The 20,440-nt window shown below is 65.0% G+C and carries 19 protein-coding genes; 9 read left to right on the top strand and 10 right to left on the bottom strand.

Annotated elements, in window-relative coordinates:
• Positions 1-18: 18 nt before the first annotated feature.
• Positions 19-2,154, bottom strand: coding sequence for a TonB-dependent copper receptor (locus tag D769_RS07005; RefSeq protein WP_008643504.1), 2,136 nt, complete (start codon positions 2,152-2,154; stop codon positions 19-21).
• A gap of 85 nt (positions 2,155-2,239) precedes the next feature.
• Positions 2,240-2,608, bottom strand: coding sequence for a DUF2946 domain-containing protein (locus tag D769_RS07000; RefSeq protein ID WP_008643503.1), 369 nt, complete (start codon positions 2,606-2,608; stop codon positions 2,240-2,242).
• A gap of 448 nt (positions 2,609-3,056) precedes the next feature.
• Here D769_RS07000 and D769_RS06995 point away from each other — a divergent pair, with 448 nt between their 5' ends.
• From D769_RS06995 to D769_RS06985, 3 genes are read left to right on the top strand one after another with little or no spacing between them, the layout of a single operon-like run.
• Positions 3,057-4,043, top strand: coding sequence for a tripartite tricarboxylate transporter substrate binding protein (locus D769_RS06995; protein ID WP_008643502.1), 987 nt, complete (start codon positions 3,057-3,059; stop codon positions 4,041-4,043).
• Positions 4,044-4,088: 45 nt separating this feature from the next.
• On the top strand, positions 4,089-5,444 hold the full coding sequence (locus D769_RS06990; protein ID WP_008643501.1) for an acyclic terpene utilization AtuA family protein: 1,356 nt from the start codon (positions 4,089-4,091) through the stop codon (positions 5,442-5,444).
• 29 nt (positions 5,445-5,473) lie between these two features.
• Positions 5,474-5,824, top strand: a complete 351-nt coding sequence (locus tag D769_RS06985) for a hypothetical protein (protein WP_008643500.1) — start codon at positions 5,474-5,476, stop codon at positions 5,822-5,824.
• Here D769_RS06985 and D769_RS06980 read toward each other — a convergent pair.
• From D769_RS06980 to D769_RS06970, 3 genes are read right to left on the bottom strand one after another with little or no spacing between them, the layout of a single operon-like run.
• Complete coding sequence (locus D769_RS06980; RefSeq protein WP_008643498.1) at positions 5,734-6,591, bottom strand: IclR family transcriptional regulator; 858 nt, start codon at positions 6,589-6,591, stop codon at positions 5,734-5,736. The genes D769_RS06985 and D769_RS06980 overlap by 91 nt on opposite strands.
• A 43-nt stretch (positions 6,592-6,634) precedes the next feature.
• Positions 6,635-7,828, bottom strand: coding sequence for an acyl-CoA dehydrogenase family protein (locus D769_RS06975; protein ID WP_008643496.1), 1,194 nt, complete (start codon positions 7,826-7,828; stop codon positions 6,635-6,637).
• A gap of 14 nt (positions 7,829-7,842) precedes the next feature.
• The gene (locus tag D769_RS06970; RefSeq protein WP_008643493.1) at positions 7,843-8,595 is read right to left on the bottom strand and encodes a glucose 1-dehydrogenase; all 753 of its coding nucleotides are present in this window, start codon (positions 8,593-8,595) and stop codon (positions 7,843-7,845) included.
• Between the two features lie 150 nt (positions 8,596-8,745).
• Here D769_RS06970 and D769_RS06965 point away from each other — a divergent pair, with 150 nt between their 5' ends.
• The 3 genes from D769_RS06965 to D769_RS06955 all read left to right on the top strand — a co-directional run bounded on the left by D769_RS06965 (position 8,746) and on the right by D769_RS06955 (position 12,983).
• Positions 8,746-9,402 carry a GntR family transcriptional regulator gene (locus D769_RS06965; protein ID WP_008643491.1) on the top strand — a complete coding sequence of 219 codons (657 nt, stop codon included), beginning with the start codon at positions 8,746-8,748 and terminating at the stop codon, positions 9,400-9,402.
• A gap of 221 nt (positions 9,403-9,623) precedes the next feature.
• Positions 9,624-10,436 (top strand): DUF3626 domain-containing protein, encoded by an 813-nt coding sequence (locus D769_RS06960; protein WP_234818971.1) that lies wholly within the window; start codon positions 9,624-9,626, stop codon positions 10,434-10,436.
• 321 nt (positions 10,437-10,757) lie between these two features.
• Positions 10,758-12,983, top strand: coding sequence for a TonB-dependent siderophore receptor (locus tag D769_RS06955; RefSeq protein WP_040010920.1), 2,226 nt, complete (start codon positions 10,758-10,760; stop codon positions 12,981-12,983).
• 53 nt (positions 12,984-13,036) lie between these two features.
• Here the strand turns inward: D769_RS06955 and D769_RS06950 are convergent, their stop codons facing one another.
• The 5 genes from D769_RS06950 to D769_RS06930 form a co-directional block, all read right to left on the bottom strand.
• On the bottom strand, positions 13,037-13,432 hold the full coding sequence (locus tag D769_RS06950) for a hypothetical protein (protein WP_008643486.1): 396 nt from the start codon (positions 13,430-13,432) through the stop codon (positions 13,037-13,039).
• Between the two features lie 89 nt (positions 13,433-13,521).
• On the bottom strand, positions 13,522-14,937 hold the full coding sequence (locus D769_RS06945; protein ID WP_008643478.1) for an efflux transporter outer membrane subunit: 1,416 nt from the start codon (positions 14,935-14,937) through the stop codon (positions 13,522-13,524).
• 18 nt (positions 14,938-14,955) lie between these two features.
• On the bottom strand, positions 14,956-16,134 hold the full coding sequence (locus D769_RS06940) for a biotin/lipoyl-binding protein (protein WP_008643476.1): 1,179 nt from the start codon (positions 16,132-16,134) through the stop codon (positions 14,956-14,958).
• Positions 16,135-16,527, bottom strand: coding sequence for a DUF3302 domain-containing protein (locus D769_RS06935; protein WP_008643474.1), 393 nt, complete (start codon positions 16,525-16,527; stop codon positions 16,135-16,137).
• Between the two features lie 53 nt (positions 16,528-16,580).
• A complete protein-coding gene (locus D769_RS06930; RefSeq protein ID WP_008643472.1) occupies positions 16,581-16,916 on the bottom strand; it encodes a hypothetical protein in 336 nt (111 codons plus the stop codon).
• Positions 16,917-17,136: 220 nt separating this feature from the next.
• On the opposite strand from D769_RS06930, the gene D769_RS06925 reads away from it, so the two are divergent.
• The 3 genes from D769_RS06925 (at position 17,137) to D769_RS06920 (ending at position 20,207) form a co-directional block, all read left to right on the top strand.
• Positions 17,137-17,583: a hypothetical protein gene (locus D769_RS06925; RefSeq protein ID WP_008643470.1), complete on the top strand. Its 447-nt coding sequence runs from the start codon at positions 17,137-17,139 to the stop codon at positions 17,581-17,583.
• Between the two features lie 165 nt (positions 17,584-17,748).
• Positions 17,749-17,937, top strand: a complete 189-nt coding sequence (locus D769_RS30895; protein ID WP_035883619.1) for a hypothetical protein — start codon at positions 17,749-17,751, stop codon at positions 17,935-17,937.
• 35 nt (positions 17,938-17,972) lie between these two features.
• Positions 17,973-20,207, top strand: coding sequence for a phospholipase C, phosphocholine-specific (locus tag D769_RS06920; protein WP_008643468.1), 2,235 nt, complete (start codon positions 17,973-17,975; stop codon positions 20,205-20,207).
• Positions 20,208-20,440 lie beyond the last annotated feature (233 nt).

Here is a 20,440-nt window from a genome sequence, read left to right as displayed (position 1 = left end):
ACTTTTGCCGCCCTGCCCTCAGATCTTGATGCGCAACCGCCCCCAGAACGTCCGCCCCGGCGACATGATCGGCGTGGAGGCGGCGTAGCCGAAGCCGGCGTTACCGGCGAGGTTCAGATGCTCGGTGTAGGCCTTGTCGAACAGGTTGTCGATGCCGATCGACAGCTGCGCGCTCTTGTTGAAGTTGTACTGCGCATTCACCGAGACCACGCCAAAGCCGGCGCTCGGCCCGAAATCCTGACCGACCACATTCCCCTTGTGCAGCGCATAGCGACGCTGCGGCGCCACGACGCGCCACAGACCGCCGACCGACCACTCGCGCCACGTGTAATCGGCGCTCAGACGCATCTCGAGTGGCGGAATCTGCGGCAGCGGGTCGCCGCTGTCCACGTTGCGGCCCCAGGCATAGGCGACTGACCCGCCGACCTTCCAGCTCGCGCTGGGGTACCAGAACGTGCTGACCTCACCGCCCATGATCTGCGCGTTGACATTGCTGGCCTGCGACAGGTTCGCGGTCGCGCCGGAGCCATAGGAAAACAGGATGAAGTCGTTGACATAACCGGCGTACGCGGAGATCGAAGCGTCCAGTGTCTTGGTGCGATAGCGGGCGCCGATGTCGAGTTGGGTGGTCTTCTCGGGCTCGATGCCTGTGAACGCGTTCGTCGACCCAGACGGGCCACGTTTCGGCGAGAACAGCTCCCAGTAGTCAGGAAAGCGCTCGGTGTGCCCGAGACCCGCGTACCAGGTCATCGGCGAATCGGCGAGCGTGTGCTCGTAGCGCAGGAAGCCGCTCGGCAGCAGCCGCGTGCGCGACTCATCCACGGTGGGATTCGGCATCTTCATCATGCCCATCGACCCACTGACCGTGGCACGCTCGTCCGTGGCGCCCGAGCGGTCCAGCCGTGCCCCGGCAACCACGCGCCGCGCGTCATTGATTTCCCAGGTCAGTTCACTGAAGAGGCCATAGTTCGAAAGCGACGCCGACGGATTCCATGGCATCGACGACGGGCTCAGCACGCCCATGGCCGAGCGGGTATCGAGGCTATTCGACTGCGCATCGAAGCCAGCCACCCATTGCACGTTCGCACTGAGGTCGAAGGTCGCGGCGATGCGACCGCCTGCGGTACGGCGGCGCACGTCTGACGCCATGGCCATGCTGCCTGGAGGTGGTGTCCGCAAGGTGTAGTTGTCCATGCGATGGTCGGCATCGCTGTAATACACCTCGGCGTCGACGCGGCGGAGGAACTCGCCGATGTTCTGCTTCTTGAAGCGCAACTGGAAACTGTCGCGCTTGAATCGCACCCCGTCCATGCCCCGCCCGGCGTAGCGGGCGTTGCCGTCACCGGTGCTGGCGGCGAGTTCGATGAGCGTGTTGGCATCGGGAGTGATGCCCACCGCCGCGTCCGCATTCCACTTGCTCCAGGCCGAAGGCACGGTATTGCCATTGCCGTCGCGATAGTCCTGGGCGTACGACTTGTTGGCATTCAGGCGTCCGTAGACTTCGGGGGTGCCAGCAGTGACTTCAAGGTTCTCGTCATTGCGGCCATTCGATCCGCCCACCAGGCTCGCATCCATGCGCACGCCGGGCTTGTCGAAACGTGGCGCCTCGCGCTCGAACAGCACTGTGCCGGCCGATGCGCCCGGGCCGTAGAGCACGGTCTGCGGGCCCTTGATCACGGTGACCTTGTCGTAGCTCTCCGGGGCGATGTACGAGGTGGGCGGGTCCATCCGGCCGGGACATGCGCCCAGGCTCGGCGCGCCGTTGGCCAGCATGTTGAGTCGAGACCCGAACATGCCGCGCAGGACGGGGTCGCCATTGCTGCCGCCATTGCGGATCGCGGTGAACCCGGGCACGGTTTTCAGGTAATCGGCGCCGTCGCTCGCGGGCAAAGGCTGTCGCGGTGCCTTGGGGTCCGTCACGACAACGATTGGGATATTGAGGGGACTCGCGGAGACCTCGACAGTCGGCAGCACAACTTCGGCCGCGGCGTCGTTGCTGGTGTGCTCGGTATGTTCCGTGTGCTCGGCGGCACGGCTGGCAAAGGGTGCGCAGGCAACGAGCGAGAGCAGAAGGACCGATGCGCGATGCGAATAGCGATCGCGATCGAACGGAGACAGCGCGCAGGCACGCTGGATTTTGTTTGGGATAAGCATTTGAACAGCGCAATGACACCCACCCGCTCGTGATGACATCGCGAGCGAGGGCGTGATAAGAATCAGAAGGACGGTTTAGGCGTGTTCAGATGCTGAATGGCGGCGCGCGCGATGGGCGGCGCAGATAGCGCCGGTGCCGCACCCCTGCGGGCAGGCGGGGCAGCACGGCAGCAGACGTGACGACGCTTGCCGGAGTGGTGTCGATTGACGCGGTCGCCAGCGCAGGCAAATGCGCGAGCAGGCCGCAATAGCCGCAATGGTTGAAGTGCGCGGCGAACGAATCCTCGAGCGAAGCCTCATTCTGGCCGCCGGTCTGGTGCCCGGCCGCGCTGCAGACCGCGTCGACAGGCAGCTTTGCGCCGCTCACGAGCGTCGACGCGAGCGGCATGAGCGTGGCCAGCAGAATGGCGAGAATCCCCAGCCAGGCAGTGCGATAAGACGACTGTCGGCGCATCAGGAAAACTCGAAGCGGTGGTGTTTCGTACGACGGTGCATGTCCAGCTGCGGCGACAAGTCACCGACTACGGAAGGCGCGAGCGATATGCTCGCAAGGCTGATTGGTTGATGGCAAGGCGATCCAGACCTGAGCATCCGGTGTGCAATCAGCCGCCGTCCGGAATGATGTGGAGTCGCGACTATACCGGCCTTGACCTGCGTCAGTGCCCCGATATCGGATGGATGCGACCCCTTGTCGCAGCTGGCAGATCCTAGGCACTCAGCGGGCAGACCTGACAGCGCAGGCGCTGTTCGCGATGCGCCAGCCGCTCGCCATTGGTGACCGTCGAATTTTCATCCATTGAAAATTTCGGCCGATTGATTGACGCCGTTTCCGGCTGCTTCCTACCATGTGCCGCATAGAGTTTCCATCGATGAAACCAATGCCTGCATACAGGAGACAGCCGATGATTACCTTCCCGCGCCAGCGTCTGCTGGCCGCCGTCCTGCCGCTTCTCTGCATCGCGGCCAACGCGCCGGCCGGCGCCACCGAAGCGTTCCCGACCAAGCCGATCCGGCTCGTGGTTCCGTTCACCCCGGGCGGCACAACGGACATTCTCGCGCGCCTGATCGCGCAGAAGTCGGGCGAAGTGCTCGGGCAGTCTGTCATCGTCGACAACCGGCCCGGCGCGGGCGGCAATATCGGCGCTGAGGCGGTCGCGCGCGCAACCCCAGACGGCTACACGCTGCTGATGGGCACGCTTGGCACGCAGGTCACGAACCAGTTCATCTATGCCCGGATGCCGTACGACAGCGCGAAGGACTTCGCGCCCGTCACGCTGGTCGCCAATTCCCCGAACGTGTTGCTGGTCAACAGCACGCTGCCCGCGAACTCAGTCGGCGAGCTGATTGCGCTGGCCAAGCGGGAGCCCGGCAAGATCAACTACGCGTCGACGAGCACCGGGGGCTCCCCTCACCTTTCGGGGGAACTGCTCAACGCGATGGCCGGCACGACCATGCAGCACGTGCCCTACAAGGGTGCTGCCCCCGCGATGACCGACCTGCTTGCGGGACAGGTCAACCTGATGTTCGACAACCTGCCCTCCGCCCTTGCGCAGATCCAGGCCGGCAAGGTCAAGGCGCTCGCGGTGACTAGCATCAAGCGGGCATCGGTACTGCCCGCCGTGCCGACGGTGCGTGAATCCGGGCTGCCCGGATACGAAGTCAACTCGTGGTTCGGTCTGCTGGCACCAGCGGGCACGCCGCCGGAGCGCGTGCGCCAAATCCAGCAGGCGGTCGACAAGGCGCTGGCCATGCCTGACGTGCGCAAACGCATCGAGCAACTTGGTGCCGAGCCGGGCGGCGAAGGCTCCGCCGCATTTGCCGCCGAAATCAAGGCCGATACCGAGAAATGGTCGCGCGTGATCAAGAGCGCCGGCATCAAGGCGCAATGAGCGGCACCCCCCTCGCTCCATCGTCAAACCAGGACACTTGAAGTCATGACCCAGAAGACTACGCTTCGCATCGGCTCCGGATCCGGCTGGTGGGGAGACCGCGTCGAGCCGGCGGAACGGTCCGCGCGTCTCGGCAAGCTCGACTACCTCTGCTTTGAAACCATGGCCGAGGCAACGGTATCGGCCGCGCAGGTGCGCAAGCGACGCGATCCCGCGTTTGGCGGCTACGACACGTATCTGGACGACCGGATGCGTGCCGTGTTGCCCCACTGCATTGCCAATGGCACACGCATTATCAGCAACCAGGGCTGGATTCACCCGCTTGGCGCGGCCAGGCGCGTCGCGGAATTGTGCGAGGAACTCGGCCTGCCCGGCGTGAAAATTGCCGCCGTCACCACGACCGATCTCACGGGCAGCATCTGCGAACTCGATCTCACGCTGTTCGAGACCGGCGCCCATGTGTCGACGCTGCGGGAAACGCTGATCAGCGCGGAGCCGTATGAGGGCGCCGGTCCGATCGTCGAAGCACTGCGAGCTGGCGCGCAGATCGTGATCACCGGGCGGGTTGCCGATCCGTCATTGTTCCTGGCGCCGATGATCCATCATTTCGGCTGGCAGCCGGACGACGTCGCCCTGCTGGCGCGGGGCAGTGCTATCGGCCATCTGCTCGAATGCGGCGCACAGGTGACCGGCGGGTACTTCGGCGATCCAGGCTACAAGGACGTGCCCGAGCCGTGGAACCTGGCATTTCCGATCGCCGAGGTGGAGGCCGACGGCAGCGCCGTGATCGCGAAGGTGGCGGGCAGCGGTGGCCGCATCGACCTGCAAACGGTCAAGGAGCAGATGTTCTATGAAGTTCACGATCCGCGGCGCTATATCACGCCGGATGTCATCGTGGACTTCTCGACCGCCGTGCTGGAGCAGGTTGGCCCCGACCGCGTACGCATCAGCGGAGTCAGCGGCCTGCCGCGTACCGATACGCTCAAGGTGTCGCTGGGCTGCACCGAAGGGCATATCGGCGAGGACATGTTCTTCTATGCCGGCCCGGGCTGCCTGGAGAAGGCGAAGCTGGCAAAGCGCATTCTCGAGGAACGGTTTGCCATGGCGAATCTGCGGGCCGACGAGTTGCGTATCGACTTCCTCGGCGTCAATGCCGTGCACGGCGTGGCTTCGCCAGAACCGGCGTGCGAGCCTAACGAGATCGCGGTACGTGTGGCGGCCCGCACCCGCACGAAGGAAGAAGCGGCCAAGGTGGGGCGGGAAATCGACAGCATGGCCGTATGCGGACTGGCCTCCACCGGCAAGCGCGTGCCCCATCAGGACCGCACGCGCGAGATTATCGGCGTGTGGTCGGCCCTGGTGCCGCGCGCGCTGATCCAGTCGCGGGTCCAGTTCGTCTGACCCTGCCAACCTGATCGGGAGACATCATCATGCGCGTTCCGCTGCGCCGCCTCGCCCACAGCCGCTCCGGCGACAAGGGCAATACCTCGAACACGGCCGTTATTGCCTACGCGCCGGAGTTCTATCCGCATATCAAGCAGCAACTGACGGCCGACGCGTTCAAGGCGCACTACGGCACGTTGATCACGGGGCCGGTCACACGGTTTGACGTGGATGGCCTGCAGGTCCTCAACTTCGTGGCTGAGGGCGCGCTCGGTGGTGGGGTGTCCCGCAGCCTGGCGATCGACAACTACGGCAAGGCCTTGGCCAGCGCGGTGCTGCGCTTCGAAGTGGAGATTCCGGATGCGCTTGCACCCCTGCTTCGCGGGCCGGCACGTTGAGTGCCCCCTGCGGGCACTACGGCGCGCGTCCATGCGCTGGTGATGCGGCGCGCTTCCTGCCGTAGCAGGCGTGCCATGGCGGCCTCACGGCTGCGGATGCGGGTACTCAGGGCCGCCACGCTTAACGCGCCGATGGGCCAGCCGTCGTAGTCGAGGATCGGCACGGCGATGCCGCCCATCCCCTCCACCACCCAATCCAGAAACAGCACGTAGCCGCGCGCGCACGCGGCGTCCGCCTCGGCAGCAATGGATGCCGCATTGAGTTGCGGGTAGTTGGCCAGCTTGCGGGCCGTTTGCTGCAGGCGTCGCGCGCGCTCGGCCGGTGGCAGCCACGCCAGCACCGCCAGACTGCCCGCGCCAACCCCGAGCGGACGTCGTGTGCCCACCGTCACGTAATTGGCGTGAACGGGATACGTGCCCGTGATCACCTCCGAACACACGGCTTCGCCGCGGCTGGTTTCCGTCAGCACCGCCGTATCGCCGAAGGCGTCCTGGAGCCGTTCCAGAGCGGGTCGCGCAAGCTGGCGCAGGTCCACACGCCGCTGCCCGACATCCGCAAGCTGGAACACCTCCGGGCCGATGCCATAGTGGCGCCTGGCATCGCGTGTGGCAAAGCCTTCCTGCACCAGCAGGTCGAGCAGGCGCGACGTGGTGGCCGGGTCCAGGCCTGTGGCGCGTGCCACGTCGCTCATGCGTCGCACTTCGGGGTCGGAGAGCGCCCGCAGCACGGCAAGCGCGCGCTGGACCGGGGAGGATCGCGTCGCCATGATGCGATGGCCCTAGCGGGCCGCCATGGCTTCACCCATGCGCTCAGCCATGGTGCGAGGACTGCAGCGTGTCGCGCTTGATCTTCTTCGCCAGCGACCACTTGTGGACTTCGGTCGGGCCGTCGTAGATCCGGAACGCGCGCAACTCGCGGAAGGCCTGGTCGACGATGGTGTCGCGGGAAACGCCGTTGCCGCCCAGAATCTGCACGCAGCGGTCCGCCACGCGGAACAGTGCTTCGGAGACGGCCACCTTCGCCATCGAGCTTTCCGTCGTGCCCGCCGAGCCGGTGTCGAGCACGCCCGCGCACCAGTCGATCATCAGCGCCGCCTGCTGCAGGTCGATCAGATTTTCAGCCAGCATAAAGCCCACGCCCTCATGGTCGATCAGCAGCTTGCCGAACGCCTTGCGCGTGGTGGCATAGGCGCGCGCGATCTCGTCCGCGCGCGTGACCGTGCCGAACCAGCGCATGCAGTGCGAAAGCCGGGCCGGTGACAGCCGTACCTGCGCATAGCGGAACCCTTCGTTGACCTCGCCCAGCACCTGATCGGCCGGCAGGCGCAATCCATCGATGAGTACTTGCGCGTGGCCACCGGGCATCGAACTGTCGATCGTGTCGATCACGCGCTCGGTGCGGATGGCGGGATGCGGAAGGTCGAGCAGAAACATGGTGGCTTGCGCGCGCTCGCCGTCGCCGGTACGCGCCATCACGATGCCCACCCGCGCACCCTCGGCGCCGGTGATGAACTTCTTGCGACCGTTGAGTACCCAGTCGTTGCCGTCGCGTACCGCCGTGGTGCTCAGCATCGAGGGGTCCGATCCCGCCCCGCCTTCTTCCGCCGGCTCGGTCATGAAGAACGCCGAGCGTGCCTCGCCGCGCACCAGCGGTTCAAGAAACCGCGCCTTTTGCGCGGCGGTGGCCACCTTGCCTAGCAGGAACATGTTGCCCTCGTCGGGCGCCATGGTGTTGACGGCGACCGGACCAAGCGGCGACAGGCCCGAGCGCTTGAGCACGGCGGCGGTCTCGAGTTGGCTCAGGTGCCCGCCGTCGGGCAGGATGTGGGGCGTCATGACGCCAGCGGCACGTGCCTTGGCGCGAAGCTCCAGCACCAGTTCCTCGGTGGGGCCGTGAGCGGTGCAGCGCGGATCTTGTTCGTACGGCGCGACCACGTCGCGCACGAAGCGCTCGACGCGATCCGCGATGTCACGGCTGCGTTCGGTGGGACAGGGTGTGAACATGAATGCCATTCCTCTCAAAGTGTATTGACCAGCTGCCCGCCGTCGACCGGCAGCACGGCACCCGTCATGTAGCGCGAGGCATCGGATGCCAGCAGCAACAGCGGGCCGTCGAGATCCTCGGGCTGCCCCAGCCGGCGCTGCGGAATGCGCTGGATGAGGGCCTTGCCCGCATCGGTCTGCCAGAAGTCGTGGTTGATTTCAGTATCGATGTACCCGGGCGCGAGGGCGTTCACCCGAATGCCGTGGCGTGCCCATTCCAGTGCCAGTGTCCGCGTCAGTTGCACGACGCCTGCCTTGGACACGGCATAGGACACTACCCCGCCCGCTTGCCGCAGCCCGAGAATCGACGCCACGTTGATGATGCTCCCGCCGCCGCGTTCGCGCATCCCGGAGGCCAGCGCCTGCGCCATGAAGAACATGCCCTTTAGGTTGGTGTCCAGCACCACATCCCAGTCTTCTTCCGAATGCTTGAGGGCAGCGCCCTCGCGAACCAGCCCGGCGTTGTTGACCAGGATGTCGATTGGGCCCGCTTCTTCCACCATCGCCGCGCGCGACGATGCGCTGGTGACGTCGAGCGCCACGCAACGGGCGCGGCCATACGGCTCAAGCTGTTTCGCCACCGATTGCAGCGCATCCACTCGCCGTGCCGCAAGCACCACTTCCGCGCCATGCGCGGCCAGCCGTTGCGCGAAATGCGCGCCGAGCCCGCTCGAGGCGCCGGTGACCAGCGCCCGCTTGCCGGCCAGTCCGAGCCGTGTCTCCTTCATCCCCTGTCTCCTTCCAATTGCATGGTAGGGGCAAATTGTAGGATGATTTCATCCTATGTCAATGGATGTGGCGCCTCACCGGCCGGTATTGCCACAACCTTTCCGCTAGAATCGCGCCCTGTGCCACATTCGACCTCTCCATCCCTCGCCATGTCGATCGATTCGCCCGTCAACGCAGGCCCAGCAAGCCGCAGCGCATCGGACTCGGTGTTCTTCGGGATCATGAATGGTCTGGAACTTGGCACGTTCGTGCCTGGCCAGCGGCTGGTGGAAACCGATCTCGTCGAGCAGTTCGGCGTGGGGCGGAATTCCGTGCGCGAAGCGCTGCAGCGGTTGGCTGCGGAGGGCATCGTTGACCTGCCGCGCCATCGCGGCGCCATCATCCGGCGCCTGAGCCTGCAGGAGACACTCGACGTGCTCGATGTGGCGGAACGCATGACTGGCCTGCTCGCGCGCGCCGCCACGCGGGGAAGCAGCGACCGGACACTCGCGCAGGCGCTGCGCGCATCGGTGCAGGCGCTCGTGGCCGCGGAAAAGACCCACGACGGCGAAGCGTTTTCCACCGCGAGGCGTCATTTCTATCGCACCCTGCTGGATATGGGCGATAACCGCGAATTGCGGCGGCTCTTTCCCACAATCCAGATGCCGATCGTCCATGCACAGCATCGGCTGGCGTCATTGCGGCAGATGCGGCTGGATGACTACAAGCGCATCGCCACGGCCGTGCAGGCGGGCGAACCCGATGCCGCCGAAGCTGCCGGCACCGCGCACGTGCAGAACGTGCGTGGTGCGATCCTGGGTCAGTAGCACAGGCGACTCCGGACGCTCCGCCCGGTGAAGTCGCAGATCGACCGGATCGACTGGCTGGACCGGGACCGCAAATGACGCTGTCGGTGCCGCTGAACTCAGCCCGACGACGAAGGGGTTGCGTGACGGGGCTACGCTAGAATCGACTCCAGCCCCCGCCCCCCGCCCTATCGCCAGCCTCGAAACATATGTCTTCCGAAAGCTCGCCCGCAGATCGCGCATTGGCCCATGTCGCCGGGCAATGCGGCGGCAGTCCCATTGATCCGACCTGGCGAGTCACGCTGAACTTCCATCCGGACCGGATGTTTGAGGGGCGACCGCTGCTGGCGGCAATGGCTAACGATGGCGTCTATCGATCCCAGTTCGAAACCGGCACGAGCAATGGCGGCTTGACCGCGTATCCCGGCGGGGACCGCTGGCATTGGGAGAGCCGGATCTTCGGACGGGCCTACGACGCGGCCCCGCCGTCCGACCGGCCACGCTATGGCGCGCTCAATATCGACCACGCCGGGGCAGGCGCCGCGCCGCGTTTTGGCTCGGCACACCTGCGGCTTGCCGCCGGAGTGCTGGCCCGCGCCACGTTCTGTCACCCGGACAGCGTCTATGAGCCGACGCATTTTGGAGTGGCCGATCGCTTTGCGCTGGCGGAGCGGCTGGCCGCCGTCGCGGGCCGCGATGATCCGCTCGACCATTATGTGGAAGCGCATGTTCATGGCCCCGTGCTGCTCGCACAGGACGTGGAGGCGATCGTGCTCGATCCCTCGTATCGGAATACTGAGGTCGAGGCCCTCGCGCTCGCATTGCCCTGTCGCGTCGAATGGCATGCCGGATTTCTTGCGGATGCGGATCAACTGAGCCGTGACGCCGCCTACCGCGGCGAGGCCGTAGCCGAATTCGCGGCATCACTGGCGGGCAATGGCATCTTGACGCCCGCGCGAATAGGCGAAGCGGCGCGCGCCGATCGCCACGATCCGCAGATGCTCAAGAAAGCCTGGCACTGCCTGGCACGTTTCGGCAACCGCAATCGGCCGTAAGCCATAAGCCGCAAGCCCGTGAAGGCGGCGGGCAGGTGGCGGCTGTCCCCCCCGAGGAATAGGGCCTGAAGATCACGAGGGCTCCCTTCGGCAAGCTACCTTTTCGGCACGGCAAATTCCCGATGACGATCCCGGTGAGACATCGCCGAGAGCCCATGAGTGGCATGGGGGGTTTTTAGCGAACGTTTACAAATTGTGACATCCCCAATACAATCCGCTTGTAAACAATAATGATTCGCACTTAATACCCCGGTTTGTCGTGTATTAGACACCTCATCGGGGGCAAGCCGCCTCTTGTTTTTCCTCTTCCCTCCCATCGTCATGTCAGCCCACGCCACATCGCGTGTACGCCTGGTCGCGTACGCGTGTGCCCTCTGCTGCTCCGGATTCGCAGCCTCCCAGTCCGCATCTGCCCAGACCACGGATAACCCGCCGTCCGCGAAATCCACGGAGGCGACGTTGCCGACCGCTGTGGTCACGGCCGATTCGCCGTTGCAGACCAAGGAGCTGCCGTCATACAAGTTCGTGGCGCCGCTGCTGGACACGCCGCGCTCGGTGACGGTTATCCCCGAGGAGGTCATCAAGCAGACCAACGCGACGACGTTCGCCGAAGCACTGAAGACGGTGCCGGGCGTTACGTTCCTGGGTGGCGATGCCGCGGCGAATCCGTCTGCGGATCGCCCCGTGATCCGTGGCTTCGAGTCGCGCAACTCGATCTTCGTCGATGGCATGCGCGACTCTGGCGTGCAGAACCGTGAAACGTTTGCCGTCGAGCAGATCAGCGTGGTCAAGGGGCCGGATTCGGTGTACGCGGGCCGTGGCGCGGTGGGCGGCAGCATCGACATCGTGACCAAGATGCCCCGTCTCGACGATTTCACGAACGCCAGCCTTGGCCTGGGCACCGAAGCCTACAAGCGCGCGACCGTGGATATGAACCGCAAGATCAATGACGAGACCGCGGTACGTCTGAACGTGATGGGATACGACGCCAACCAGCCCGGTCGCAACAACGTCTACAGCAAGCGCTGGGGCGTGTCGCCGTCGGTGGCATTCGGCCTGAACTCGCCCACCACGGTGTACGTGAGCTACTATCACCTGAACAGCTACGACATGCCGGACTTCAGCGTGCCGTTCCGATCGACCGGTGGCACGCCTGGCGCGAACAGCGGCATCGATCGCTCGCAGTTCTATGGCCTGAGCAACCGGGACTACCGCCGGGGCCAGACCGATACGGGCGAGATCCGCGTCGAACATCGCCTCGACGAGAACTGGAAGCTGCGCAATACCACCATGTTCGGCCGCTCGACGCTGGACTATGTGGCCACCAATCCGCAGTTCCTCAGCAGCAATCCGAACATCCTGCAACTGCAGGCCAAGAGCGGCAAGTACGCCACCAACAGCGTGGCGAACCAGACCGAGGTTTCAGGCAAGGCCACGCTGTTTGGCATGGAACACAGTCTGTCCGCCGGGATGGAATTCAGTTGGGAACGCAGCACGTACGAGGGCTACCTTGTGAGCGACAGCGCCGGCAACAATATTCGCTCGGGCGGACCATGCACGGTCGCCTACAACTGCACGCCGATTGGCGGATGGGACTCCAACGCACCGTGGACCGGCAGCATCGTGCTGAATGGCGACAAGGGATTCCCGGGCGCGCCGACCTACACGCATACCAACGTGGCATCGGCCTATCTGTTCGACAGCATCAAGCTCAGCGAGCGCTGGCTGTTCAATGCCGGCACGCGATTCGACCGCTTCGATGTCTCCTCCACGCAGGCAGGCGCGCCAGACCTGAACAATATCTCGAACCTGTTCAGCTACCAGCTTGGTCTGGTGTTCAAGCCGGTGCAGACGGTCAGCCTGTACGCTTCGTATGGCACGTCGGCCAATCCGCCGGGTGCGAATAGCGGTCTGGGTGGCGGCACCGACCAGATCACCGCGACCAACCAGAACCTTTCGCCGGAACGCAGCCGCAATATCGAAGTGGGTGCCAAGTGGGATGTGCTGGACCGCCGTCTCTCGCTGACTTCCGCGCTGTTCCAGACCGACAAGACCAACGCGCGCGTCAGCGATGGCCTGGGTGGCACGGTCAACGCGGGCAGCCAGCGCGTGCGCGGCGCCGAACTCGGCTTTGCGGGCAATCTGACCAACCAGTGGCGCGTGTTCGGCGGCTACTCGTACCTGGACGCGATCACCACCGACGCCGGCCCGGCGAACCCGACCGCCTCGGGCCTGCCGATGGTGATGGTGCCCAAGCACAACTTCGTGCTGTGGACCTACTATGACGTGCTGCCCAAGCTGTCGATTGGCGGTGGCGCCACGTTCTCGAGCCTTACCTACGCATCGGTCACGGCCACCACGCGCAAGTGGACGCCGGGGTACGCCCGCTTCGATGCCGTTGCGACGTATCGCCTCGACAAGACCATGGACTTGCAGTTGAACTTGCAGAACATCTTCGACAAGAAGTACTACTCGTCGGCCTACCCGATCTACGCCACGTGGGCACCGGGGCGCTCGGCAGTGCTGACCCTCAACGTCCACATGTAAGCCGTCCTTCAAGGCTTACTTCGCCAGTCGTCTCCGCCTGACCCACAATGGTTTCAGGCGGAGGCCCTGGCTTCGAGGCGCGCGGCATAGAACGCGCAGGCCAGGAAGAACGCCGCGCACAGGCCATAGCCGAGGGGAAAGCTGGTCAGGTTCCACAAGTTGACGCGCCAGTTCACGAAGCTCAGCCGGCCCTGCGACAAGCGAACGGCCGTCATGATGTACATCGCCGGCACGATGCATAGCGGCAGCGCCTGATAGCGGTGCTGCCGGAACAGCAGCCAGGACGCCCAGCCGATCAGGATCGGCGTCCAGAGAAACAACAGGCAATCGGCCGGATCGACCGGCATCGGCGCGCGGATCATCAGGACCGACACCCCGATGAGCGATACCAGCGACCAGCCTGCCAGGAACAGGATCAGCAGATTGGTGTGCCACTTGCGGGGTTGCATGGGGGTGACTTCGTCGTCTGGAAACCTGCCCGCATGATGAAAGGTCGCCGTGAAGGCGTCTACTGTGACTAGTCACAGTGCCCGGGTTCTTATGTACCCGCGCCCGTACCTGCAGCCGTACCTGTAGCTGTACCGGCTTCCGGCCTCCAGTCCCCGCCCAACGCCAGCAATAGCGCCACGCGCTGATCAAGGTGATCGGCTTCCACATTCACGAGATCCATCTCGGCCGCCACCAGCGTCTGCCGCTGCTGCTGCAGACTCCGTGTGTCCGACGCGCCGATCGTCACGCGTGTTTCCTCTCGCTGCACCAGCACCCGACGCTCGTTCACGCGCTCGCGGAGTTGCCTGGTGCGTTCGGCATAGCCAGACTCTGCCCGTAACCCGGTTTCGACCTCGCCCAGCGCCCGCAGCGCACTGTTGCCATAGGCGATCAGTGCCGCCTTCTGCTCTGCCGTGTAGTAGTCCACACGGGCCTTCAACTCCCCACCCATGAAGATCGGGGCAAAGAAGGCACCATTCAGACCCTTGACCGGGCTACCGGCCTGATTGAGCAGGAACACATCGCTGCGGATGCCGGTAACGGCCGCGCTGATCGAGATGCGCGGCAGACGTGCGGCTTCCGCCGATTGCCGCATGTCGAACGCCGCCGCAACGCGATGCGCGGCGGCAGTCAGGTCGGGGCGACGCTCGACCACACTCGCCGGCAGGCTCGCATTCGGCGCTGGCGGCATGGCAGGCAGGGTTGGCACCGTCGCGATGTCTCCGGCCGGGTAGCGGCCCAGCAGCAGCTCCAGCGCCTGCGCGGCCTGGCTCCTGGCCAGTGCGGCCTTCTCGATACTGTCGCGCTGTGCGTGCAGGGTGTTCCTGGCTTCCAGCAGGTCGGTCTCCGGCGCAATGCCGATGGTCACCCGCTGGCCGACAATTCGCACCAGTTCCTCCTGAATGGTGGCGGATTGCCGCAACCGGTCTTCGAGCACGGTGTATCGGATCAGCGAGAACCATGCCTTGGCAGTGGTCGCCGCAATCACGCGCTGCGCCCAGAGATAGTCGTCCTGTGTAGCGGCGTATTGCGATTCGGCTGAGCGGGACTCGGCGCGGATGCGCCCCCACAGGTCCACCTCCCAGCTTGCGCCGATGGAGAGGATCTGCGTTTCCGAGTTGCCCGCCCTGCCCTTCACGCCGGCGCTTGGCAGCAGCCCGCTCCGTGCGATGGCAACGAGCGCCTGCGCCTGCTGCACACGCGCCTCCGCAAGTCGCAGATCGCCGTTGTGCGCGATGGCTTCCCGCACGAGCCGTTGCAGTTCGGCATCGTCGAACGCGGCAAGCCAGCCATCGGCGACAGCGGCGCCCGATGTCGGGTTTGCCCACCCGGCCCGCCCTTCGAGCGAGGGAACGGTTTGTTGGCGAAGGTCCTCGCCCTTTGGCGGGGTCTGCAGGGCACACCCGGCAAGCATGGCAACCGGCAGCGCCAGCAGCAGGGACTTCTTGATCTGAGATGACGACATAAGCTTGTCTCCCGTGGCCTAGTGCAGCTTGAACACGAGGTAGTTCAGCTTGGAACTGACGCGCAGGAAGACCATGCGGATGATATGGAACATCTCCATGCGCTCCGTGTAGATCGCGCCAGCACCCACCGCGCCGACGGGCAGCGTCAGTCCGCTCGATTCGTCGCGGAGCGCAAGCTTGACCGCGAACCGGTTCGGCACCACATCCGTGGCCCCGGTGTTCGGAATCATGCCGCCCTGCGCGAACTGGCCTTGCGATTGGGCCCAGACGATCGAATCGACGCGGGCCTTGATAATCTCGCCCGGGGCCGTCGGCAGATAGATTTCAGCGAGATCGCCCGTCTTGACGTTGTAGAGCTCGTTCTGATGATAGAAGGCCAGGACCTCCTGCTCATCCTCCACGAAGCTGAATGCCGGGGAGAACGGGAACGGCACGAGCATGGTGCCGACGCGCACCTGCAAGTTCACGACGCGGCCGTTCGACGGCGCCCGATAGACCGTCTGCTCCAGCTCCCAGCGGGCGTTCTCGAGCATGACTTCGGTCTCGGCGCGCTTGGCGCGCGCGGTGGCGATCGCGACAAACTCTCCCTGGCTTTTGGCCGATAGCTTCTGCCGGGCCTCTTCCTCCGCGGCCTGGGCACTGAGCAGATCGCCTTCCAGTTCGTGCTCGCGAGCGCTGGCTTCCTCACGGTCGAATTTCGACCCGGCACCGGCGGCGAGCAGCGCATCGTGCTCGCTGACCCGCCTGCGGGCCAGCGACAGCCTGGCCTGCACGGCACTCACCCGCCCCGCAGCGCCCCGCACCGATTCACTCAACTGACGTGCCGCCGCCTCGGCTTCGGCGAGCGCCGCATCGTCGGCCATCAGCCGGCCTTCGAGCTGCCTGACCGACGCCTGATATGGCGTTGGATCGATACGCAGCAGCACCTCGCCCTTCTTGTAGCTTCGGTTGCCTTCGGCCGGCAGTTCGACGATGCGGCCCCGGACCTGCGGCACCACCTGCAGAACCTTGCCGACCACGCGCACGTCATGCGAGGACGGCGCCACCACGTTCAGCGTCAGGACCAGCACCGTCATCGCCACCACCGGAATGGTGACCACGATCACCATGGTCGGGGTGTTCCACGGCAGCCACTTGAACTTGAAGAAGACCAGCCAGACGGCCAGCGCGTAGACACCGAGTATCAGCGCATCCATTCAGATCGGCTCCTTTCCGGCGCGAATCTCGCCGGGCGCTTCAGCGTCTTCCGGCGCCTGATCGGTGCCGTAGGCCGCCCGGTAGAACACGGGCTTGGTATGGGCCCACAGCCAGGCCAGCGGCCACAGCAGCCCCCCGAAGAACAGAGAAAGCAGGCACAGCGAATGGATCGCCTCCTTCTGCGGATGCCGCTTGCGATGCGCAATCTTCTCGGGCCAGATATGCAGCATCCAGAACAGGTAGATCCCCGCCATCGGCACGAAGATCAGTACCACCCAGGAGATGGCATTCGCCACGGTCTCCAGGGTCTTGCCACGGAGCGCGGACGCAAAAGCAGGTTCGGTCGATGCAAGCAGGAGAATGCCTGCCAACAGATAGGGGCGCAGTTTCATCGAATCGTCTTGTTGTCTGAAGCTCGAAAGCTCGGGCGCAATGCGCCGACCGGTCAGTTGCCGGAGGCGTTGTCACGCGGCGCGTCCCGGCTGGCATCTTCGTGCGCGTGCCGGAGCGGCTGGCTGGCGGGGGTGTAGGGGGCTTCGCCTTCATCGCCCTCTGATATGTCGTTTGCGTAGAGCAGGTTGTACTTGCTGCCGGCAGGACCATCGGAAGCATGGCAGCCGGCGGGTTTCGCGGCCACTCCGGCGCCCTGGCATACGTGCGACCAGTCAGGCAATGCTGGCGATGCCATGTCGCTCGCGAGTTGCGCATAAGCATGGCCAGCGCCCGCGATCAGCAGCGCAATACCAAAGACCCGGACGGCCGGACGGCAGTGATTGATCATGTCTGGAGGTTCGTTCGGAAGAAGCGCACACCTTAGGGCGACGTGCCGATCTCGGCTATCAAAGAACTTAGAAAGTGCGTGGGCGCGACATTGACTGGATACCGGTGTCGCGCTGTTTTTCTAATTTCTTTGATAGTCGTGGCGTAGTGGTACGGCCTACCCTGTGCGCCGTCGTAACTCGCTCGGGTGTAGCCCAGGCTCCCCCGATATGCAGCGCCCAATGAATGCTTTCCGCTCGATCGCCACGCGCCTGATGGCCGTGGCAGCCATCGGCGCCCTGTCCGCGTGCGCAGTGCCAACCGCCGAAACCCTGAGCCCGTTCCAGGAGCCCTGGCCCTGGACCAAGGTCGTGCTCGTCAATCGCACCAATCACGACGTGCTGGCCGTGCACGCGGGCCAGTGCGAGACCGGACCCGCACCCCGCCAATCGCAATCGATGCCAGCCTATTGCTTCCTCGGCAAGAAGCCGGAAGCGCCCATTGCCATTACATGGAGCGATAGCGGCACTGGCGCGCCGCACACCACCGCCGTGGCACTGCCGCCCTTGTGGCGCGAGAAGCCTGGACCCGATGACCTCACGACGGGCTATCTGTGCGTGCTGTTGCGCGAGGATGAGCGCCCAAGCATGACCATCGTTGCCACGCCGGAAGCGTGCGCGGTGCTCTAGCACGAACCACGTGCCTTCCTGATGCATCGATGTGGCGTATCGCCGTATAGCCGCATCGATGCATCGCCCTACCTGACACACATGTAGTCACGGTAGCGTCATCTTCGGTCCTTAGGCTTGCGGGGCTTTCAAAGCACCCCAGACATTCCTCATGCCAAGGACCCCATGCAACGTATGCGTTTGATCCGGGCGCTGCTGGTCGCCAGCCTGGTGGCCATCGGCACTGTCGCTTGCGGCGGCAACGATGACAGCCCACCTCAGCAGCCTGTCTCGCCCCCTCAGCAGCCCTCCACGCCCGACGGCGCTCCCAGCCCCACCGAGCCGGCCAAGCCGGACATGCGCTGCGCGCCCTGAATGCGCGCACGGCTCAACCCTCACTCGATGACATCATGAATTCGCGCCGCAAGTTCTTGCAGGCCAGCACCGGTGCCGCCTTTTCCGCCGCCGCCCTCGCTGCATTTCCGCCGAGCATCCGCCGTGCGCTGGCGATTCCCGCCAGCAACGTCACGGGAACGATCAACGACGTTCAGCACGTGGTGATCCTGATGCAGGAAAACCGCTCGTTCGACCACTACTTCGGCACGCTCAACGGCGTGCGTGGCTTCGGTGACCGGATCACGGTTCCGATGCCCAATGGCCGCAAGGTCTGGCAGCAGGAGCGCGCTAACGGCACCGTCATCACGCCCTACCACCTCGATGGCACGGCCAACAACGCCCAACGCACGTCCGGCACGCCGCACGCGTGGGCGGACAGCCAGCAGGCCTGGGACAACGGTCGCATGTCCCGCTGGCCGGTGGCCAAAACCGACACGTCGATGGGCTACTTCAAGGAGCAGGAGATCCCGTACCAGTTCGCGCTGGCCAATGCCTTCACGATCTGCGACGCGTATCACTGCTCGATGCACACCGGCACCGACGCGAACCGCTCGTTCCATATCTCGGGGACCAACGGCGCGACGCCGCAGAACGTGGCTTTCGTCAACAACGAGTGGGATGCGATCAATGGCGTGCCGGCCGACGCAAACATCGGCTATACGTGGAAGACCTATGCCGAGCGGCTGGAAGAAGCCGGCGTGAGCTGGATCAGCTATCAGAACATGCCCGACGAATGGGGCGACAACATGCTTGGCGCGTTCCAGACGTTCCGGCGCGCGAACCTGGCATCGGGCTTTCCGGTCTCCAGCGGCGGCTCGCCGGGCAAGCCCTACACCAATACCGGCCAGGCAGTGCCGTATCACGCCTATGACGCCGCCACCGACAATGCCGCCAATCCGCTGTACAAGGGCGTGGCGAACACGCTGCCGGGTGACAAGCCGGACCAGTATTTGGACGCTTTCAGGAAGGCGGTTCTCGACAACAAGCTGCCGCAGGTGTCGTGGATCAACGCACCGTCGATCTACTGTGAACATCCGTCGCCATCCAGCCCGGTGCAAGGCGCGTGGTTCCTGCAGGAGGTACTGGACGCCCTGACCGCGAATCCGGATGTCTGGAGCAAGACCGTTCTGCTGATCAACTTCGATGAGAACGACGGCTATTTCGACCATGTGCCCTCGCCGTCGGCACCGTCAAAGAACCCGGACGGCACCTATGCGGGCAAGACCACGCTGGCGGATGCGGACCTGACCGCCGAGTACTTCACGCAAGGCGCGCCGGCCGGCAGCACGGGCCAGCCCGCGCCGGATGGCCGCGTCTTCGGCCCCGGTCCGCGTGTGCCGCTATATGTGATTTCGCCGTGGAGCCGCGGCGGGTGGGTCAATTCGCAGGTGTTCGACCATACGTCGGTGCTGCGCTTCCTTGAGGCCCGATTCGGCGTGCGCGAGCCGAACATCAGCCCGTTCCGCCGCGCGGTCTGCGGCGACCTGACCAGCGCGTTCAACTTCAAGACGCCGAACAACGAGCCCATGCCGACACTGGGCGGCCGCACCACGCGAGAGCTTGCCGACAAGCTGCGCGCGGACCAGCAGAAGCTGCAGCAGGTGCCGGTGCCGCGCGACATGCAGTTGCCGCTGCAGGCCGCCGGTGCGCGTCCGTCGCGAGCCTTGCCATACGAACTGCATACCAGCGCGCGTTGCCGTGCTTCGGGTCAGGTGGAACTGGTATTCGCGAACTCGGGCACGCAGGCTGCCGTCTTCCACGTGTACGACGGCTTCAAGCTCGATCGCATCCCGCGCCGCTATACCGTCGAGGCGGGCAAGACCTTGTCGGACACCTGGGACGCCGCACGTGACAACTTTGGCAAGTACGACCTATGGGTGCTGGGCCCGAACGGCTTCCATCGGCATTTCAAGGGCGACCTGAACCGCCTGACCGGCACGCAGGCCGCGCCGGAAATCCGCGTGTGCTACGACGTGGCCAATGGCAATGTCTACGTGGACCTGATGAACACGGGCGGTCAGCCGTGCGTGTTCACGGTGACGCCGGTGGTCTACCGCCAGGACGGTCCGTGGACCGCGAACGTGGCCGCCGGCGCCAGCACCACCCAGCACTGGGAACTGCAGGCCAGCGGGCAGTGGTATGACTTTGCCGTGACGTGCAGCAGTGATGCGTCGTTCTATCGTCGTTTCTCTGGCCGTGTGGAGACTGGCAAGCACGCCATCAGCGATCCGGCCATGAGCGAGGCGTAACGCGCTGACAAGCGGTGGTCCGCAGGGCGCCGCTTGTCAACGCACGCCGCCGCGCCAGTTACTGCACCGAGTACCCGCGGCCCGTCATGCAGGCGCGCCACGCTTGCCAGTACGACGTCACGGCCCAGCCATTGTTCGCCTGAATCTGCGCACTGGTGGCTACGGCCTGGCGGCGCTGCTGGCGATGCGCCACGCCACCGGCGATTGTCCCTGCCGCCGCACCCGCCGCGGCG

The organism is Cupriavidus sp. HMR-1, from assembly GCF_000319775.1.
Taxonomy (GTDB): domain Bacteria; phylum Pseudomonadota; class Gammaproteobacteria; order Burkholderiales; family Burkholderiaceae; genus Cupriavidus; species Cupriavidus metallidurans.
This window is presented reverse-complemented; position numbering and strand designations above follow the sequence as displayed.

Coding starts and splice junctions, on each gene's coding strand:
- D769_RS06935 (WP_008643474.1), bottom strand. CDS start 16,527: ATGAAACTGCGCCCCTATCTGTTGGCAGGCATTCTCCTGCTTGCATCG.
- D769_RS06990 (WP_008643501.1), top strand. CDS start 4,089: ATGACCCAGAAGACTACGCTTCGCATCGGCTCCGGATCCGGCTGGTGG.
- D769_RS06985 (WP_008643500.1), top strand. CDS start 5,474: ATGCGCGTTCCGCTGCGCCGCCTCGCCCACAGCCGCTCCGGCGACAAG.
- D769_RS06920 (WP_008643468.1), top strand. CDS start 17,973: ATGAATTCGCGCCGCAAGTTCTTGCAGGCCAGCACCGGTGCCGCCTTT.
- D769_RS06975 (WP_008643496.1), bottom strand. CDS start 7,828: ATGTTCACACCCTGTCCCACCGAACGCAGCCGTGACATCGCGGATCGC.
- D769_RS06945 (WP_008643478.1), bottom strand. CDS start 14,937: ATGTCGTCATCTCAGATCAAGAAGTCCCTGCTGCTGGCGCTGCCGGTT.
- D769_RS06930 (WP_008643472.1), bottom strand. CDS start 16,916: ATGATCAATCACTGCCGTCCGGCCGTCCGGGTCTTTGGTATTGCGCTG.
- D769_RS06925 (WP_008643470.1), top strand. CDS start 17,137: ATGAATGCTTTCCGCTCGATCGCCACGCGCCTGATGGCCGTGGCAGCC.
- D769_RS06950 (WP_008643486.1), bottom strand. CDS start 13,432: ATGCAACCCCGCAAGTGGCACACCAATCTGCTGATCCTGTTCCTGGCA.
- D769_RS06995 (WP_008643502.1), top strand. CDS start 3,057: ATGATTACCTTCCCGCGCCAGCGTCTGCTGGCCGCCGTCCTGCCGCTT.
- D769_RS30895 (WP_035883619.1), top strand. CDS start 17,749: ATGCAACGTATGCGTTTGATCCGGGCGCTGCTGGTCGCCAGCCTGGTG.
- D769_RS07005 (WP_008643504.1), bottom strand. CDS start 2,154: ATGCTTATCCCAAACAAAATCCAGCGTGCCTGCGCGCTGTCTCCGTTC.
- D769_RS06965 (WP_008643491.1), top strand. CDS start 8,746: ATGTCGATCGATTCGCCCGTCAACGCAGGCCCAGCAAGCCGCAGCGCA.
- D769_RS06970 (WP_008643493.1), bottom strand. CDS start 8,595: ATGAAGGAGACACGGCTCGGACTGGCCGGCAAGCGGGCGCTGGTCACC.
- D769_RS07000 (WP_008643503.1), bottom strand. CDS start 2,608: ATGCGCCGACAGTCGTCTTATCGCACTGCCTGGCTGGGGATTCTCGCC.
- D769_RS06955 (WP_040010920.1), top strand. CDS start 10,758: ATGTCAGCCCACGCCACATCGCGTGTACGCCTGGTCGCGTACGCGTGT.
- D769_RS06980 (WP_008643498.1), bottom strand. CDS start 6,591: ATGGCGACGCGATCCTCCCCGGTCCAGCGCGCGCTTGCCGTGCTGCGG.
- D769_RS06940 (WP_008643476.1), bottom strand. CDS start 16,134: ATGGATGCGCTGATACTCGGTGTCTACGCGCTGGCCGTCTGGCTGGTC.